Raw genomic sequence first — 18,266 nt, 5'->3', positions numbered from 1 at the left:
ATCGCCCCCGTGCCTGCGTCAATAAAGATTGATGCAGGTCTATGCCGCCGCAGCTTTGGCCAAGCCATCCGACAGACGCCATATCCGGTCCAGCTTTTCCACGCCAGTCAGGCGGTGGGCGATAAGAATAACCGTGCGCCCCTCGGTTACAGCATTCAATGTCCGGAGAAATTCCTGCTCAGTCTGGGCATCCAACCCGGTCGCAGGTTCGTCCAGAATAAGAATTGGTGCGGGTGCCAGCAATGTACGGGCCAACGCAATACGTCGCCCCTGACCACCAGAAAGACGAATCCCCCCTTCGCCCAGCCACGTATCCAACCCTTCAGGCAAGTTCCGCACCACCTCCGATACGGCAGCTTCGTCCAGAGCTTTCCACAGTTCATCTTCCGTGGCATCCGGGCGTCCCAACAGCAGGTTGGCGCGAATAGTATCGTCAAACAAATGCGTAGCCTGAGAAAGCCATGCCATTTTAGTACGCACAGAGTCTGCCCGAAGGGTTGTTATATCTTCCCCCCCCAAAAGAATCTGACCGGTCTGTGGTGTCGCTGCCCGTAGCAACAGCGCCGCAAGGCTAGATTTACCAACACCGGAAGGCCCAAGAATGGCCACACGACTCCCGGCGGGAATATCCAGTGTTAACCCCTTTAAAACCCAAGCTCTGTCTTCCGCCCACCGGAAGTGCACATTGTCCAGCCGGATGTGGGTATCCTCTGGGGCATCTTTCTGCGCAGTCTGCGCATGAGCGGCAGCAGGCTGCACTGCCATTTCCACCACACGGCTAGCAGAAGCCCCCATAATCCCGGCCTGTAACCCTGCCCGCGTCAGTGTCACCGCACTTTCAAACGCAGCAACGCTCAGGAACAGAATGCTCACCCCCTCCAACGCATGAAGTTTGGGGAGCATGACACCGCCAACGGCCAGCAACACCAGAAAAATAGCCATCTGCCCGAACAAAAAAGCCAGCGCATTGGCAAAAGCGGCGCGCCGGGCAAGTGCCATCTGCCCCTGTAACAAAGCGGCATCCGCCGCCTGAACCCGGGCAAGCATCCGCCCTTCCGCACCAAAAGCGCGGATTTCGCGCAGGCCACCAACCAGATCCAACACGGAAATACGCAAATGGGCGAGCAGATGAGCCGCTTGATCAGCGGCTTTTTGGCCAGACCGTGCAATCAACCATGGCACCAGAAAAGCAGCACAGGCGAACAGCAAGCCAACGCAAAGGCCAAGCGCAAGACTCTGCCGCCCAATAATAACCAGAAGTGCCGGAAAGGTCAGCCCCGCACAGACCAGAGGAACCACAATACGCAGGTACAATCCGTCCAGCGTACCAATATCGGACACAAGGCGGGACAACATATCCCCTGCCCGGCGGAAACCAAGCCCCGCAGCAGCTCCATGTGCCAGAGAATGGAAAAACCATACCCGCAGATCGGCCAGAGCACGGAACATTGCATCATGCGCAAAAAGACGCTCCGCATAACGCAAGGTCACGCGCCCCACACCCACCCAGCGAAGCAGAGCCGTTGTGACCACCAGTTCACCCAGAACACACCCAGCCAGACGCAAACCAGATGCCTGCATGAGCGCAAGCCCGCAGGCCAGAGCAGCCAGAGCCAGCAAAGCCCCCACAAACAGCCGCATAGCCTGCCTGCGCCACAGACCGAATATGACGCAAATAGCCTGCCAGTCGGTTAATCCTGCGGCATGATGGGGAGTGCCGGTTATGGCCTGCGCAGTCGTTGGCTTTTGTGCCGCGTGGTCTTGCGTTATCATATTATGCAGCCCCCTGCCGACTTACTATACGCCCATTCTGAAGGTCTATCCGGCGGCCCTTGAACATATGTGCCGCAGCAGAGTGCGTAGCCAGAATAACGGTACGGCCAACAGCAAGACGTTGCAGACTTTCAAAAACGCTTTTCTCTGTTGCCGGGTCCAAATGAGCGGTAGGTTCATCCAGCAGCAGGACTGGTGCGTTTTTCAGGTAGGCGCGTGCAATGGCAATACGCTGGGCCTGCCCCCCAGAAAGACCAAAACCTCCCTCGCCTATCTGCGTATCCAACCCATCGGGCAAGGAAGGTAAAAATTCATCAACGGCGGCAGACCGCAGGGCATTGGCCAGTTCCGCCTCGTTGGCATCCGGCTTGGCAAAAAGAATATTATCCCGCAAAGACCCAGCAAACAGAACCGGCTTCTGCCCGATCCATGATACCACGCGAGAAAGAGCATCCGGCACAATGCTCTCCAGCGGCGCTCCATTAAACAGCACGCGGCCGGTCTGGGGCGTAATAAAGCCCAGCAACAATTCCATAATGGTCGATTTACCGGCGCCAGAAGCCCCTGCCATGACCAGAGTTTCGCCTGCCGGAACGGTAAAGCTAACATGCTCCAGCGCGGGGCCACGGGCTGGGTCCCATGTAAAACCGACATCATCAAACGCGACCATAACGCCATTGGCATTAACCGTTCTGGCCCCTTCCAGCACGGGTCGTTCAATGACATCCGGCAGGTCCAGAATAGCCGTTGCGGCACCCTGTGCATGAGCCCGATCCTGATAAGCAAGCGCCAGACCACGGAGTGGAGCAAAAAACTCTGGCACAGCAAGCAGAGCAAACAGGCTTGCAACCACCATGGGTTGCAAGCCCTCCAGCTGACCATTTGCCTGCATGGCCAGCGCCTGACGGCCATCCAAAACAGCCAGCAGAATAAACGCCGCGACCATGGCGCAATCAATGGATGCAGAAGATAAAAATGCCACGCGCAGCACCTTCATTGTCCGCAGTCGCAACTCCTCCGCCGCAGCACCGAGCCTACGGGTCTCATCCTCCGTACGGCCAGCCAGAACAATGGTGGCAATACCTTTAATACGGTCCAGAAAGCGGGACTGAAGCCGCGTCATGGCCAGAAACTGGTTGCGGGATGCAACTGCGGCGCCAATGCCAAACACGGCCTGCCCAAAAGGCACCACTATGCCGCATATACCCAGAATAAGGGCTGCCCGAGGCTGCGCAATGCCAACAGGCACCAAAATAGCCAACGGCGCTACAATCCACAAAACCGAAGCAGGCACCCAGCGACCAAAAAAACCATCCAGCGCTTCTATGCGGTCCACCACGATCGAAGCAAGGGCACCGCTATGAGTACGGCGCAGCAATGCTGGACCACCGGCAAGAATGGAGGTCATGACCTCGCCACGCAAACGCCTGCGGGCTATAATTCCAGCTTGTGCGGCCGCCATATCCGCCTTGATCATGCAAAGGGCGCGAACAATCGCCAGGGCGGGAAACACCAGAAAAGGCCATGCAGGGAAAATGCTCTCCTGCCCCCCCACACGCCACGCCACAAGAGCGTGCCCAAGAACAACGGCCACACACCAAGCCTGCCCAATACCAGCAAGACTGGAGAGCAGCCCGGACCCAACCACTGATCGCGCTGCGTGACGACCAAGACGTGACTGGAGGCGCGTCCAGCTACGTATTGCTGCTTTCTCGTTCTTCATGACAGACAGCGTTTATACTGCTCTGCCAAGGACGCAACAGTTTAGATCGCCTGCCCCTGCTGCAGGAATGACATGCCAGCACCCGCACCAGCCTTAAACTTTATGGGTTTTGCGCTTTATCCAGATGCATCACCAGCGTAAACTGCACGCCATCTTTGCCAGTATAGCTCAAAGATGCCTTAAGCTGTCTGGCAAAACCATGAATGAGCTTAAGACCGATCCCTTGCGTACCAGACGCGGGGTCGAATGAGCATCCCACACCGTTATCACCGACAAGCAGTGTAACCAGATTGCCATTTTTTGTCAGACGCACATGAATAATCCCCTCCCGATCGTCCGGAAAGGCATATTTGATCGAGTTGGTAACAACTTCCGTCACAATTAAGGCCAGAGGTACAGCCTGATCCGGGTCCATCCAGAAGCTGTCTGATTCTACCTCAAGCCGAATACGGCCTGCATCGGCTTCTCCCGCTATATGGAATGTCTGCTCACACAGATCCTTCAGAAACACTGCCATGTTCAGGCTGGTCAGCGTATCTTCTGCGTACAGGGTGCGATGCAGGGTTGCCAGCGCCCGGATTCGGTCACGCGCAAGGGCAAACTCTGCCTTGACCTCCGGGTGTGCAATTTGGTTGGCCTGCAAGTTCAGCAAAGACGCCACGATCTGAAGATTATTCTTCACCCGATGATGAATTTCCTTCATCAGCAGTTCCTGGTGCGCCATGGCTTTTTTTAACCGCGCCTCATGCCGGGACAAACGTTGCGTAGCACGCGTAAAAGCCTGCCCCAGCCGCTGAAGCTCCAAGGGCATGGACCGGGTCACCCGACCGTCAAACACCCCCTCCATCTGCCATTTGCGCACAGAATACGTCAGACGCCGCAATGGCCATACCAACACAATGTTGGCGGCCAGTGTGACCCCGATCAGCCCAGCGGCTAACAGGAACAACAGTGCTGCGATCTGAAAAATCATCGCTCGCAGAGCATCCGCCTCTATGGGGGTACGTTGGGTGGACACAAAAATATCCGCACCACCCGCAATGCCACCCAGCGCATACCCTCCCTGCATGGATGGGAGAGACACAACCGAGCGGTCACTTTTTTCCAGCTGTTCTTTTAAACGGAACACCAGCTCTGGGGGAGGCTGCTCCCAATTACAGTTTGTACAAACAGGGAATAACTCCCCATCGTGCATTAACAGCCATGCCTGCACTGGGTTTGTATCATCCGAAAAAGCCTCCCACCCGGAAGCTCCACCCAAATACGCCCGTGTGCGCGAAATTTGTAGAATTCCTACCAGATACCCATGCGCCTCCGGGTCTGCCAGAAAAGCCGCAGGCACTGTTATACGCAGGAACGCCCCATTATCTTCCGCACCGCCGCTTTTTTGTACGGCTTCCATAACAGTCGCGTTAATGCGTGCAGGAGGCGTTAAAGTGCCAACCTCTGCACAGGAACGACCGGAAGGAGAGACAGAATCTATTTTCTCCCCTTTTTCATTCAGAACAGCCAAAAAACAGTAGCGCTGGCCACTAATCGTCTCAGCCAGTTTGAGCGCATGGACAATCTGATCGTGGGTCAGATCCATGTTGCCGATTGTTTCCAGCGCACTGCGCAGGCGATCCGTATCGTGGCGAAACTGCTGGTCCAACCGCATAATGGCGGCCACCGCACGCTGGGCGCTGCCTACCTTGACTTCCTGATAATTGCGCAAGGCCAGAACCGCACCAATGCTCAGTACGGGAATACCCGATAGACAGATTAACACCCGCATACGGGCACTGGTGGTTATGAACACCCTGCCCAGACCGGACATAAGTGCAGCACCAACGCGCCGGGCCACACGGCCCGACCATGAAAAGAAAAGCAAACGGCTCAGTCCTGCTTGTCCCGATCCTGCTCAATCAACTTCAAAAGCTCTTCAGGCACAGGTTCATTCACGACATCATCAAAAAGCTGGTGCAAGCCGCGCTTCAGCCAGACATCAAACGCCTGATCCCGAGACTGCCTGCCCTTGCGAGGGGGAGCACCGTCCATACTCTTTCCCATTCCGAACTTATGGTCCTGCCGTTGTTCGCCTGACGCCACTACCTGCGGGGCAGGCAATTCATTCCCCGCAGACCTGCACCTTGCAAGCTCAGCATACGCCATGCTCAGACTGCCGCAACACTCATGCGAGAAGAAGCCAATCGCGCAGAGCCAGTGTTTTTTGCCGCCTTTGCCTGTGCATGATCACCTTTTTGCCGACCACTCACCTCAGAGGCGGATTCTTCTCCAGTTAACCAGACTTCCAACTGCCGCCGGGCGCGGAAAACCCGACTTTTGGCCGTACCCACCGCGCAGCCAGAAATTTCTGCCAGTTCCTGATAACTCATTCCTTCAAGAACCCCCAGCACCAAAGCTTCCCGCTGGTCGTCTGGCAGACGTGCAAGTGCTGCATCCAACTCCATCAGGGACAACCGGTCATCATGTCGGGCTGCGACTGCCAGCATGGACTGCGGAGCATCATCAATGTCCGTGGTCTCGCGTTTTTTGCGCAGGTCGGAAATAAAGCGGTTGCGCAGGATACGGTGCATCCATGCCCCAAAATTGGTGCCGGGAATAAAACTTTCCTGTGCAGCCAGAGCGTTGCAAACGGCGTCCTGCACCAGATCTTCCGCAGCAGTACGGTTGCGGGTCAAAGCCAGAGCCTGCACGCGCAGTTTGGGCAGAATGGCAATTACCTGATCGTGGAATAACGAGGCTGTCGCTGTCATTGTTTTTACTCCGCTCTTCTTCCGTTTATGCAAGCAATGAACGACAGCACCAAAAGGTTACATGCGGGTCTTATTTTTATTATCACGAAAAAGAGAGCGGCAATTACTCAGGACCAGCCTCGCCTTCTCCTACCTGCTGCTGGGTCAATCTGTGCAGCATGGACCGGGCGCGAGAAACGCGGGCCTTGATCGTACCCACATCCACACCGCAAATTTCAGCCGCCTCACCATACGTCATGCCCTGCGCACCAATCAGCACCAGCGCTTCTCGCAGTAGCGGCGTTAGCTGCCATAACAGGGTTTCCAGCTCCTGCACCTCCTGCCGCCCATCTGCGGAAGGTGGCGCACGATGAGGAGAGTGCTGCCCATAATGCTCCAGCACTTCCTGCTCTTTTTTGCCACGCCGGCGCTGCTCCAGAAAAATATTACGCAGGATTGTAAAACACCATGCTTTAAGGCTGCTCCCGACCTCAAACTGCGCCATGCGGTCCAATGCCCGCAAAACGGTTTCCTGCACCAGATCATCCGCCATGGAAGGCTCCCGCGCCAAAAAACGCGCAAAGCCGCGCAGGGAGGGCAAAAGTGCCAGCAATTCGGTCCGAAAGACCAAACGCACGTCACCATGATCGGGATTTGGTGTGTTAATCAGGATTCATCCCCTTTCGGCAATCGCCGCTCCGTGGCATCATTGCTTTACCGTATGTTTTTACCATGACCTAATCATAAGGAGATTTGTCATGTCAGAGTCACTGCGTGACGGGCTGATCCGGGCTCTCCCTTATGGCAGACGTTATGCACGCGCCCTGACTGGCAACCAGCCAGAAGGTGACCTGCTTGTTGCGGAAAGCCTGAGGGGCCTGACCTCTCAACCCCCGGCGGAAGGGTTTACCCCCCTGCTCCAGCTTTATCAGGCAATCTCGCGCCTTTATGGCACGCACGAGGTGCAGCGTAGCACCCAAGGGCCTGGACTTTCCCCCATCCAGCGGCAGTTACTGCTGCTGACCACACTCGAAGAAGTGAACGTGGAGATTGCAGGCCGCATTATTGGCCTACAGCACGAACAGGCCGTGCAGGAGCTGGAAGCGGCCCAAAAGCAGCTTCACAAAGGTGTGCAGACATCCGTCCTGATTATTGAGGACGAGCCGATTATTGCCATGGATATTGAACTGCTTGTACTGCAATGTGGTCACAAGGTTGCAGGTATTGCCCATACACAGGCTGATGCCATACAACTTGCAGCCCAAACCAAACCCGGCCTTATTCTGGCAGACATCAATCTGGGGCCCGGAGGGGACGGTATGGCAGCTGTCGCTGAGATTACAGCCACTTTTAAAGTACCGGTCATTTACGTAACCGCATACCCCGAAAGGCTGCTGACCGGCGAAAAGCTGGAACCCTGTTTTGTCATTACCAAGCCATTCGACCCCTTAACGCTTGCCGTTGCCACCTATCAGGCCGTAAGCAGTATGGGTGTAGCTCAGGCCTGATTTGTTAGGTAAAAAGCTGCCAGAACCTCGATCGACCTTATTCTGGAACGGCTGACAAACTGTTATGGCGCTACCCCCTTTACTGCATTTACAGGACATTACCCTTACACTCGGTGGCAAGCCGCTCCTGAACGGAGCAGGATTTGCCGTTGGCAAAGGGGAGCGCCTCTGCCTTGTGGGCCGCAACGGCTCGGGCAAATCCACATTACTTAAAATTGCTGCAGGCCTTATCCAGCCAGATGCAGGCAGCGTATTCGTCCAGCCTGGCGCGTCCCTGCGTTACCTTCCGCAAGAACCAGACCTGAGCGCTTATGCCACAACGGCAGAGTATGTTGCTGCCCAGATTGACGACCCCAACATGGAATGGCGGGCAGGCCCCATGCTGGATGCCCTCGGCCTGAATGGGCAGGAAAGCACAAGCCACCTTTCCGGCGGGGAAACACGGCGCTGTGCCATTGCAGGCGCACTTGCCGCAGCACCTGACGTGCTTCTGCTCGACGAACCCACCAACCATCTAGACATGCCAACCATTGAATGGCTGGAGCGCGAACTGCTCAGCCTTGGTTCCGCCATGGTCATGATCAGCCATGACCGACGCTTGCTCTCTACCCTGTCGCGCTCTGTGGTCTGGCTTGATCGTGGCATAACACGCAGACTTGATGAGGGGTTTGATCGCTTTGAGACGTGGCGTGAGGAGGTTCTGGAACAGGAAGAGCGCGACGCCCATAAACTGGATCGCCAGATTGCCCGCGAAGAAGACTGGATGCGCTATGGCGTTACAGCTCGCCGTAAGCGTAATGTGCGCCGCGTGCGTGAACTGGCTGACCTACGCACCGCCAGACGCGAGGCTGTGCGTGCCCCCGGCACGGTCACGCTGAATGCCCAATCGGCTTCAACCTCCAGCCGCCTTGTGGCTGTTGCTGAGGATGTATGCAAATCATGGGGCACAAAACGTGTTATTCACAATCTGAACCTGCGCGTTCTGCGCGGCGACAGGCTAGGCATTGTGGGGGCCAACGGCGCAGGCAAAACGACCCTGCTACGCCTGCTGACCGGCTATGACCAACCTGATAGTGGCACCATTGCTCTTGGCCCTTCCCTGAGCATGGTTACACTGGACCAACAACGCCGCTCCCTTAATCCCGAACGCACCTTGGCCGAAACCCTGACCGATGGTGGTGGAGACATGGTGCAGATCGGGGAAGAAAAGCGGCATGTTATTGGTTACATGAAGGATTTTCTGTTCCGTCCGGAACAGGCGCGCACACCTGTAAGCGCATTATCTGGTGGGGAGCGTGGTCGTCTAATGCTGGCCTGCGCACTCGCCAAGCCGTCCAACCTGCTCATTCTGGACGAACCCACCAACGATCTGGATCTGGAAACGTTGGATATTTTGCAAGACATGCTCTGCAATTATCCCGGTACGGTCCTGCTGGTCAGCCATGACCGTGACTTTCTGGACCGCATTGCCACCTCTGTACTTGCGGCCGATGGTCAGGGAGAATGGATTGAATATGCCGGTGGGTACAGTGACATGCTGGTCCAGCGTGGCCAGCAGCCGCTGGAAACCGCACAGGTTATTCCCACACCGGCAGCAGATAAACCACGTGAACAGCCCGCCAGACAGACTGCACGAAAACTAAGCTATAAAGACCAGTACGCACTGGATAATCTGCCACTGGAAATGGAAAAGCTGGAAGCCAAGGCGACCGAACACAGGGCCAAAATGGCCGACCCCGATCTTTACAGCAAAGACCCCAAAGCTTTTGACCGCCACTCTGCCGAATTACAGAAAATTGAAACAAGACTGGCAGAATGTGAAGAGCAATGGCTGGAACTTGAAATGAAACGGGAAGCGTTGCTTTCTGAGTAAGTCAATCCTGAATGCATCAATTATCCGCCAGCTGGACGTTAAACCAATCCTAGCGTGAGAAAACAGTTAGAAAATTCTTTGTTTTCTCACGCTTCGTTCCAGACGACGGATAAATGAGAAAAATTTTATTCGCATCCGTGTTTTGCTCAAAACGCATTTGCGAAAAACATATTAATTAAGAAAATCCTTTTTATATAAACAATTATTTTACACCACTCTTCACCACAACAATACTTTCATTATCAAACCGGATGATAACGCGCAAATTATCAACCTGCTCAAGCTTGCGCTCGCCCCGTCTTTTTCATTACGATCAAGAAAGAGATGGAATTATTCGTTATAACAAAAGTAAACTTTTCCATTCATATCTTCCCCCATCTGTTGGGGCCACTTTATTCTGGTTAACAAATGCCTTTGCAACAGCAGGGCTTTGCCAAGAGTTGTGATGCCAATCGCACCTTGTTCCTTTTTTCAACAGGAGACACACCATGGTCGCCCCTCTGCCACAACAAACACAGCAGGACTTTAAAGAACGAGGGTTTTCCCGCAGGCAGATTGGCCGCATAGCCCTTGTTTTAGGCGCTGGTAGCGTAATGGCGGGGATGCCATGGCACAAAAGCCGGGCCGACACCTTGCCGGTTGGTGGGATTTACCCTCCCGGTTCCATTTTACTGAACGGGAACGAGTTTTGGACTGGCCCCTTCCCTTCTGCGCTCCCAGCCGGGCAAAAAGCCCTGCTCAACGGTAACCGCTACCTTACGGGACAAGAACGGCAAGCTCTTGTTGAATCAGCCGCTGCATACGACCACATCTCTCCCGACCTGATTACACCCTGGCCGGGTTCTAGCGATCCGCTATGCAGAACTGTTATTTCCTTCTGCTCCCCCACACAGGGGCTTGTAACCTGTGATCCAACATACGAAACGGTATGGGGCGTTGCTGAATGGCTGCAAATTCCTTTAGCCAAAGTGCCTCTTAGGGCGGACAACGGCTACAAGGTGGACGTACGCGCCATGTTAAAAGCCAACCCCAATGCAGGAATGTATTATATTTGCAGCCCAAACAACCCAACAGGCACAGTAACACCACTGGCCGATATTGCGTGGCTGGCGCGCCATATCCCCCCCAACGCAGTACTTGTTGTGGATGAGGCCTACTTGCATTTTTGCAATGCACCTTCCGCCGTTTCCCTACTTGGTTCTTGCCGCAATATTATTGTTCTGCGGACTTTTTCCAAATTATTTGGTATGGCCGGACTACGGTTGGGCCTGAGTATTGCACACCCGGCACTCCATGAAAAAATGATGCGTTACGATGGCATTTATCAGACGACCATGCTGTCCGTTCCGGCCGCAGTCATTGGCACAGACAGCCTGAAAGATCCGGCTGAAGTTGCAAAGCGACGATCCGAAACACGCAAAAATCGCAAAACCATGCAGGAATGTCTAAGCCATTATGGCGTGCGCACTATTCCCAGCGAGGCCAATATGCTTATGGCTGACTGGCGCAAATCGCCCGATGCCATAACGGCAGCATTTGCACAAAACCATGTGATTATTGGTCGTAGCTGGAGCATCTGGCCAACATGTTCCAGAATTAGCGTTGGTTCGACTGATGACGTGCAGGTTTTTTGCAAGGCCATGGAAAGCGTTGCATCGCTGCTTTAACGCATCCACCTTGTAAACGACAAAAAACAGGAGAGGGAAAGACGTTAATCTTCTTTCCCTCTCCTGTGCATTTTACTGACTATCCCTGTTTACCAGAGATGGATGTAAATGATTTTTCTTAAAATTCCTGATCTGCTTTTAATACGGCATGGAGCAATACATTGCTCCCAGCTGTTACATCTTCCGGGGTAGCACTTTCTGCTTCATTATGGCTGATACCATGCAGGCAAGGCACAAAAATCATGGCTGTTGGCACCACTCGGGAAACATAAACCGCATCATGCCCTGCACCAGAAACAATATCGCGCATTGAGTAGCCCAACTCGTGCGTGCTGTCCTTAACACAAGCAACACAACGCGAATCAAAATGTACTGCCGGGGAGTTCCATGTCGGGGTTACACTGACATGCACGTCGCTTTTTTGCGCACATTCGTCCATCCGCCGTAAAAAATCCTCCTCCATGGCCTGCAAAACCGGCTCAGAAGGATTGCGCAGATCCACAGTAAACCTGACCTCCCTTGGAACCACATTGCTGCTGGCCGGAAGGGCCGTAATAATGCCTATTGTGCTCAAACCTTCCGGGGCATGAGCCTGTGCAACGGCATTGACCTGTTCAATCATACCAGCAGCAGCCAGCAGGGCATCCTTACGCATTGGCATGGGCGTTGTACCTGCATGAGCCGAGCGTCCACGCACCACAACATCGTACCACCGCATACCCTGCACGCCTGTTACAACGCCAATGGTACGTTCTTCGGCCTCCAGCACTGGTCCTTGCTCAATATGCAATTCAAAATACGCTGTTGCCGGGTGCTGACCGCATTGTTCTGCACCAACAAAACCACCACGTTCCAGCTCCTGCCGCAGGGTTATGCCCGCAGCATCGGGCCGACTACCAGCAAACTCTTCGGTAAATGCACCGCCAAAAACACCCGAAGCCAGCATGGGGGGGGTAAAGCGTGCGCCTTCCTCATTGGTCCAGTTCACCACTTCCAGTGGATGGCGGGTATTTATTCCGGCCGTGTGCAAGGCACGCAACACGGCAACACCCCCCAGAACGCCCAGAATGCCATCAAACCGACCACCAGTAACCTGGGTATCCAAATGGCTGCCCATCATAATCGGGGGCAAATCATTCTGTGTTCCGGGGCGGCGGGCAAACTGGTTCCCCATTGAATCATAAGTCACCGTGCAGCCCAGAGCGGTGCAGGTCTGTTCGAACCAACTCCGCACCTGCGCGTCTTCATCTGTTAGGGCGAGGCGGCATATGCCGCCTTTTTCCGTTCCGCCATAGGCTGCGGTTGTGACAAGATCATGCCACAGGGCCTGCCCATTAATTGTCAGGTTGGCATACTGGCTCATTATCCTGTCCATTCCCTGTTTAAACAGTTTGATCTTTAGTAACCACGCGCCACATCACACAGGAGGGCTGGCGTTTCTCCCCGCTCCAGCATGGCCACAACGTCCACTGCGTAGCGGGCCTGTGCCTCGCGGGATGCTTCGGATGCAACATGAGGCGTTATCGTCAACCGAGGGTTGTGCCATAGCGCACTATCCTGCGGCAGAGGCTCAGGCGTTACCACGTCCAGCACAGCACCAGACAAGGTGCCATCATCCAGGGCTCGCAGCAGATCACCCTGCACCACATGGCGACCACGCCCGACATTTACAAATCCTGCCCCTTTGGGCAGGTGGCTAAGCAAACCATAGTCAATCAACCCATCTGTCGCCGGTGTGGATGGTAGAAGATTAACCAGAATATCCACCTCAGCCAGAAATGAAGGCAGGTTGTCCATACCATGCCAGACAGTCACACCATCCAGTTCAGCAGGAGAGCGCTTCCAGCCCGACACACAAAACCCCATGCGGGAAAGCGTCTGAGCAACATAAGCACCCAGATGCCCCAGCCCCATAACACCCACTCTGGTCGTATCGGACGTGCGGCTGCACACATTGTTGTACCATACGCCCTGCTCCTGACTGGCGGCCCATGTACGAGCACCACGCAGCAGCCCAAGAACAGCCCAAATGACATAATCCGCCATAAGTCGGGCTGTTTGGCCGCCCCCCATGCGCACCAGAGGAATATTACGCGGGAAGTCTGTGTGCGCCAGAAGGTGGTCAACCCCGGCACCTGTGCAGACAATGCCTTTCATCTGGGCGAGGCGCTCCATATGCTCGGACCTGGGCTTCCAGATCAGGGCATAGTCGCCCGGCTGTGGCTGCCACGCGGGGTCATACCACGAGCACACATCCACATCCGGTGCGACAGCAGCAAATGCCTGCCTCCAGCTTTCAAACGCTTTTCTACCATCCGCGCTGACAACTATACGTGCAGACATTCGCCTCTACTCCTCTGGCTGCTGACCTTACGCTGTCTGCAATGACTGACGGCGCAAAGGCATGGTCATGCAATGAATGCTACCCCCACCACGGGAGAACTGGTTGAGTTCGGGGTCGAGCACCGTCAGCCCTTCCGCACGCAGCATCGCATTGATACGGGTAGAATGGCGCGGACTGACAACCCTGTCACGCCCCAAAGCCAGAACATTGCAGCCCATATCGCGCATGGCCTCACGGTAGGTTACGGGCAGAATGCGAATGCCCTGCTCGCGGAACCACTCCAGATCGGCTTCATCGAGCACATCCACCGCTGCAATCGCCAGATTTTCCGCCACCATGCAAAAAATAACATCAAGGTGCAAAAAATGTTCGGGGAAGTGGATCATGCGGCAGGTCCAGCCTGCCTCCTCAAACCAGCCAATAAATTCGGCTGCACCTTTTGTGTCTGTCCGGCCGCCGCTCACACCAACAGCCAGCAGTCCGGGGCGGATAATGTGGATGTCCCCCCCTTCAATCCGGCCTGCGGTGCAGGTACGCCAGATTTCATCCGGAGCATAAAATGTACGGATTTCCTTTTCTTCTCCTACCCGTTCAGGGCGGGAAAGACTGGTGACCACCGTGCCAAAAGGCGTTGTCTGCGAACTGTCGCGGGTATAAACCTCATAAGGCATATCCTTATGTGGCGTAAGAAAATGACAGGAAACATCCGCCCCTTTAAGGGTTGCAACCAGTTCCTCAAACTGACTGCGCAGGATGCTACGGTCTATGCTGCCGCCACCAGCCATGGTCTGAATGGCAATGTCGTTGCTCGGAATCCATTCATAATAGTCAGGCGGGCACAAAAGGACATCTGTCAGCACACCGGTTTCGCTATCAATGAACCATCTGTTTGCAGCCATCACTTGAAAATCCCCAAGGTATCTATGTTTCCCTTGCAGGCTATCCGAGCCTCGTTACGGGCCCAATATGAACAGACATGAGTTTACTTTAGTTTTTTCGCAAACATATCCAAATAACGCGGAAAACCGTCATTCTCCCAGTATCCTGCCTGTGCATGTTTATGCCCGGCTCTCTGTTCGCTCTTCACATCGTATATTTTCCACGCCATAATTATTTTGGATAAAGAACAATAACTGTTTGCCAGCACAGAACAGGAGCTTTTGGCAGCACATTCCGCCCTTTTCTTGACGCCCCACCCTACAGGAGCATTCAAACCATGACGGGAAGCAGCCATAAAACACCCCGCCCCAGAAAAAGGGCACGTGGTTTTCAGGGCCATGTTTCAGAAATTGACCTGCGGCTGTTACGTGTCTTTCACACGGTGGCAGAACAGGGTGGGTTTAGTGCGGCCGAAATTACGCTGGGCAAAAGCAAATCATCCATCAGTCTGGACATTTCCGCTCTGGAGACCCGCCTTGGGCTGACAATCTGCCTTCGCGGGCGCAGCGGTTTTGCCCTGACAGATGAAGGCCGGGAGGTGCTGGACGCAACCCGCACGCTCTTTGTCAACCTTGAACACTTCCGCCAGCAGATCAACCAGACCAGTGGAATGCTGAGCGGGACATTCAACCTCTACGTCCCCGACAACATACAGACCCACGGCGAAACACCGCTGGTCAAAGCCATTCACACCTTTACGCAAAGCCACCCCGGGGTGTTTATGAACCTGCACTCCGCCTCCACCAAGGAAGTGGAAGTCGCGGTCATGAATGGTCAGGCCACTGCCGCCATTGCCCTGTATGCGCAGGGGCAGGCCCCTCTGGGCTGCCGACCGCTGGTTGCCGAGGCCTCCTACCTGTTTTGCGGTGCGCGGCATCCCCTGTTCCACATGCCTGAAAAGGACATTACACTTGATGTCCTGACCAGTCAGAGCATGATCAGTGTCGCTGATGCCGCTACATCCGATGGATGGGAGGAAATTCGTCCGCACTTTACCTACCGCGCCAAGGCGGACAAGGTGGATGCACGCGCGCTCCTCATTCTCTCGGGGAGTTATATTGGCTTTCTGCCCGAAGTTTTTGCCGCTCCCCTTGTTACGCAGGGGCTCCTACGCAGGATTGTTTTTAACGATCTGCGGCTTATCACCTGCTGTCATTTTCTGGCGCGCACGTCTCCCGAAACCAGCCTGATGGTCGAGACGTTCCGTTCCCTTCTGGAAGCTTCATATTAATGACCAGCTTTTTTTTCCGTCTGCCGCTCATGCAGCGGTTTCGTCCTGTTGCGGCTCTTGCTGGCGTTCTTTTTGCAACCGCTGGGCTGCATGGGCTGGCCCACGCCGAACAGCCTCCCTCGTTTGTGCATGATGGTACGCTGACCATCTGCACCAACCCTACACTCCCCCCCATGACCTTTGTTAAGGGGCAAGATGTCAGCCACCCGGAAGGGTATGACATTGATGTTGCCCAAGCACTTGCCAACCGCTGGAACGCCCGCCTGTCTGTTGTGACCATGGACTTTACCGGCCTGTTCCCCAGCCTGTCGGCCCAACGGTGCGGTTTGGTCATGAGTGGCATTATCCGTATGCCCTCGCGGGAAAAAAGTTTTGATGCCGTGACCTATCAGGATACGGCACTGGTGGTTGTGGGGCGCAAAGGCACGCCTTCCCTGACAAGCATGGACGAACTCTCGGGCAAAAATGTCGCTGTAGAATCTGGCACCAGCTACATAACCCGACTGGGCGTAGTCAACGATGCGCTGGTTGCCGCTGGCAAGCCCCCTATGATCATCCAGCAATATCCAACCGAAGAACAGGTTGTGCAGCAGGTTCTGATCGGGCGGGTTTTTGCTTTTGTCAGCCAGGATGTCGAGCTTTTTTACAGAATGCGCCAGCTTAAGGATAAGCTGCATGTGCTCATTACTCCAGACATTCCGGATTACCGGCATTTTGCCATTTACCTGCGCCAAAATCCGCAGGACCTGACTGCGCTGCAATCTGCCGTTACTGCGCTGGAAACTGATGGTAATTTGCAGGCATTACGCACAAAATGGTCGGTAACCGATCCATCCACAGGCAATGAAGCACCAAGCACCACCTCCAGCGCAATGTTCGACTGGGCGGCATTCTTTTCTGCGCTTACGTCAACAGCATTCCTGCATGGAGCGCTTATTACCCTAAGCGTTGCGCTGATTTCTCACTTCATTGCCATCACGCTCTCCGTGCCGATCGCTATTGTGCTCAACAGCCCCCAGCGGTCTGTGCTTAAAATTGTGCTGGAAGGTTATGTATCGCTGTTTCGCGCAGCGCCCACGCTGCTCCAGCTGCTGTTTATATGGAACGCCGTGCCGCAGTTTTTTCCTATTTTTCGGGAACAGTGGTTTACTCCGTTCTTGGCCACCATTTTGGCGCTCTCCATTAATGAATCTGCTTATCAGGTCGAAATTAATCGTGCGGCACTGAGTGCCGTTGATCCCGGACAGGAGCTTGGTGCAAGTGCATTGGGCTTAAGCCGACGCGATATTTACTGGCGAGTTATTTTTCCGCAGGCTTTTCGCATCGCGCTCCCGCCAACCATTAACGAGTTTATTAATCTGCTCAAAATAACCTCGCTTGCATCGGTCATCTCGTTGCAAGAACTCCTTGCCGTAACGCAAATTCAGGTAGCTCGTACCTTTGCCTTTACGGAATATTACGCAGCTGCGCTGGTTTATTATCTTGTAATGGTTTTCTTTTTCCTTTTCCTTCAGAAACGGGTGGAACGTCGCTTTGCCTGGTCTGACCGTAAAAAGGTTGTTTCCAATGCAGCATGAACCCACATCTCCCCCCATGATCTCCGTCAGAGGTATGAGCAAGCTCTTTGGTGAGTTTGTTGCCCTTGACCGCATAGATTTTGATGTTAGCCGTGGCGAAAAAATTGTGGTTCTAGGGCCATCGGGGTCCGGTAAATCAACCCTGATCCGCACCCTTAATCGCATTGAACCACATGATAGCGGCACGCTGACCATTGACGGCAAACTGATCAATGACAAAACGGATCCTATCCAGCTCCGCTGCATGGTGGGGATGGTGTTCCAGAATTATAACCTGTTCCCGCACCTGAGTGTGCTGGACAACTGTATTCTGGCCCCCATGCGCGTCAGGCGCATGTCCAGAATAGAAGCCACGACCCTGGCACGCAGGTACCTGAATCAGGTAGGTATTCCAGATCAGGCGGACAAATACCCCATCCAGCTTTCTGGTGGGCAGCAGCAGCGCGTGGCCATTGCTCGTGCCTTGTGTATGCAGCCAGAAGTTATGTTGTTTGATGAGCCCACAGCCGCACTGGACCCCGAAGCCATTGTGGGGGTTGTCAGCATTATGGACGAATTGTCCGAACAGGGCATTACAACTGTTTGCGTAACGCACGAAATGGCGTTTAGCCGCCGTATTGCTGATCGTATTATTTTTATGGATCAAGGAAAAATAGTGGAAATTACACCACCTGAAATTTTTTTCACCTCCCCCAAAAGCGATAGAGCTCAAAATTTTCTTAACCAGATGCTTCGTTATTAAATTTTTTGCCCACCACGTACCAATCAGCAAAAGTATGATTTAGTTCTTTTTAAACGAATATGGAGGAGATTTCGTTATCAAATAAAAACGAAAAGATCGGTTGCCCTATGCGCCCCAGGCACCGGTTCCAACGGGAATGAAACAGGAATACGGG

16 protein-coding genes are annotated in these 18,266 nt (G+C 54.3%); 6 read left to right on the top strand and 10 right to left on the bottom strand.

Going from position 1 to position 18,266, the window contains the following annotated elements; translation table 11 throughout:
• Positions 1-39: 39 nt before the first annotated feature.
• The 6 genes from cydC to Absy_RS02570 all read right to left on the bottom strand — a co-directional run bounded on the left by cydC (position 40) and on the right by Absy_RS02570 (position 6,844).
• The gene (cydC, locus tag Absy_RS02595) at positions 40-1,773 is read right to left on the bottom strand and encodes a thiol reductant ABC exporter subunit CydC (protein ID WP_084596820.1); all 1,734 of its coding nucleotides are present in this window, start codon (positions 1,771-1,773) and stop codon (positions 40-42) included.
• A gap of 1 nt (position 1,774) precedes the next feature.
• Positions 1,775-3,496, bottom strand: coding sequence for a thiol reductant ABC exporter subunit CydD (gene cydD / locus Absy_RS02590; RefSeq protein ID WP_048853172.1), 1,722 nt, complete (start codon positions 3,494-3,496; stop codon positions 1,775-1,777).
• A gap of 100 nt (positions 3,497-3,596) precedes the next feature.
• Positions 3,597-5,270, bottom strand: coding sequence for a sensor histidine kinase (locus Absy_RS02585; RefSeq protein ID WP_048853198.1), 1,674 nt, complete (start codon positions 5,268-5,270; stop codon positions 3,597-3,599).
• 101 nt (positions 5,271-5,371) lie between these two features.
• Complete coding sequence (locus Absy_RS02580; RefSeq protein WP_245614681.1) at positions 5,372-5,533, bottom strand: NepR family anti-sigma factor; 162 nt, start codon at positions 5,531-5,533, stop codon at positions 5,372-5,374.
• 116 nt (positions 5,534-5,649) lie between these two features.
• A complete protein-coding gene (locus tag Absy_RS02575; RefSeq protein ID WP_048853170.1) occupies positions 5,650-6,252 on the bottom strand; it encodes a sigma-70 family RNA polymerase sigma factor in 603 nt (200 codons plus the stop codon).
• Between the two features lie 103 nt (positions 6,253-6,355).
• The gene (locus Absy_RS02570) at positions 6,356-6,844 is read right to left on the bottom strand and encodes a sigma-70 family RNA polymerase sigma factor (protein ID WP_052945687.1); all 489 of its coding nucleotides are present in this window, start codon (positions 6,842-6,844) and stop codon (positions 6,356-6,358) included.
• Positions 6,845-6,989: 145 nt separating this feature from the next.
• On the opposite strand from Absy_RS02570, the gene Absy_RS02565 reads away from it, so the two are divergent.
• From Absy_RS02565 to Absy_RS02555, 3 genes are all read left to right on the top strand, one after another.
• Entirely contained in the window at positions 6,990-7,739 is a 750-nt protein-coding gene (locus tag Absy_RS02565; RefSeq protein ID WP_048853169.1) for a response regulator, read from the top strand.
• A gap of 64 nt (positions 7,740-7,803) precedes the next feature.
• Positions 7,804-9,612 carry an ABC-F family ATP-binding cassette domain-containing protein gene (locus Absy_RS02560; protein WP_048853168.1) on the top strand — a complete coding sequence of 603 codons (1,809 nt, stop codon included), beginning with the start codon at positions 7,804-7,806 and terminating at the stop codon, positions 9,610-9,612.
• Between the two features lie 488 nt (positions 9,613-10,100).
• Positions 10,101-11,279, top strand: a complete 1,179-nt coding sequence (locus Absy_RS02555) for an aminotransferase class I/II-fold pyridoxal phosphate-dependent enzyme (protein ID WP_048853167.1) — start codon at positions 10,101-10,103, stop codon at positions 11,277-11,279.
• 118 nt (positions 11,280-11,397) lie between these two features.
• Here the strand turns inward: Absy_RS02555 and Absy_RS02550 are convergent, their stop codons facing one another.
• From Absy_RS02550 to Absy_RS02535, 4 genes are all read right to left on the bottom strand, one after another.
• Positions 11,398-12,642: a Zn-dependent hydrolase gene (locus tag Absy_RS02550; RefSeq protein ID WP_048853166.1), complete on the bottom strand. Its 1,245-nt coding sequence runs from the start codon at positions 12,640-12,642 to the stop codon at positions 11,398-11,400.
• Positions 12,643-12,677: 35 nt separating this feature from the next.
• Entirely contained in the window at positions 12,678-13,622 is a 945-nt protein-coding gene (locus Absy_RS02545; protein WP_048853165.1) for a 2-hydroxyacid dehydrogenase, read from the bottom strand.
• A 27-nt stretch (positions 13,623-13,649) separates the two neighbouring features.
• Positions 13,650-14,522: a dimethylarginine dimethylaminohydrolase family protein gene (locus Absy_RS02540; RefSeq protein WP_048853164.1), complete on the bottom strand. Its 873-nt coding sequence runs from the start codon at positions 14,520-14,522 to the stop codon at positions 13,650-13,652.
• A gap of 83 nt (positions 14,523-14,605) precedes the next feature.
• Positions 14,606-14,857, bottom strand: a complete 252-nt coding sequence (locus Absy_RS02535; protein WP_048853163.1) for a hypothetical protein — start codon at positions 14,855-14,857, stop codon at positions 14,606-14,608.
• Here Absy_RS02535 and Absy_RS02530 point away from each other — a divergent pair.
• Genes Absy_RS02530 through Absy_RS02520 form a run of 3 tightly spaced genes read left to right on the top strand, consistent with a single transcriptional unit; the run spans position 14,840 to position 18,112 of the window.
• A complete protein-coding gene (locus Absy_RS02530; RefSeq protein ID WP_048853162.1) occupies positions 14,840-15,793 on the top strand; it encodes a LysR family transcriptional regulator in 954 nt (317 codons plus the stop codon). The genes Absy_RS02535 and Absy_RS02530 overlap by 18 nt on opposite strands.
• Positions 15,793-17,370 (top strand): ABC transporter substrate-binding protein/permease, encoded by a 1,578-nt coding sequence (locus tag Absy_RS02525; RefSeq protein ID WP_084596818.1) that lies wholly within the window; start codon positions 15,793-15,795, stop codon positions 17,368-17,370. Before Absy_RS02530 ends, Absy_RS02525 begins: the two co-directional genes overlap by 1 nt.
• The gene (locus tag Absy_RS02520; RefSeq protein WP_048853161.1) at positions 17,360-18,112 is read left to right on the top strand and encodes an amino acid ABC transporter ATP-binding protein; all 753 of its coding nucleotides are present in this window, start codon (positions 17,360-17,362) and stop codon (positions 18,110-18,112) included. The genes Absy_RS02525 and Absy_RS02520 overlap by 11 nt, the downstream gene beginning before the upstream one ends.
• Positions 18,113-18,266: the final 154 nt, after the last annotated feature.

Origin of the sequence: Acetobacter syzygii, assembly GCF_000964225.1 — a bacterium.
Taxonomy (GTDB): domain Bacteria; phylum Pseudomonadota; class Alphaproteobacteria; order Acetobacterales; family Acetobacteraceae; genus Acetobacter; species Acetobacter syzygii.
This window is presented reverse-complemented; position numbering and strand designations above follow the sequence as displayed.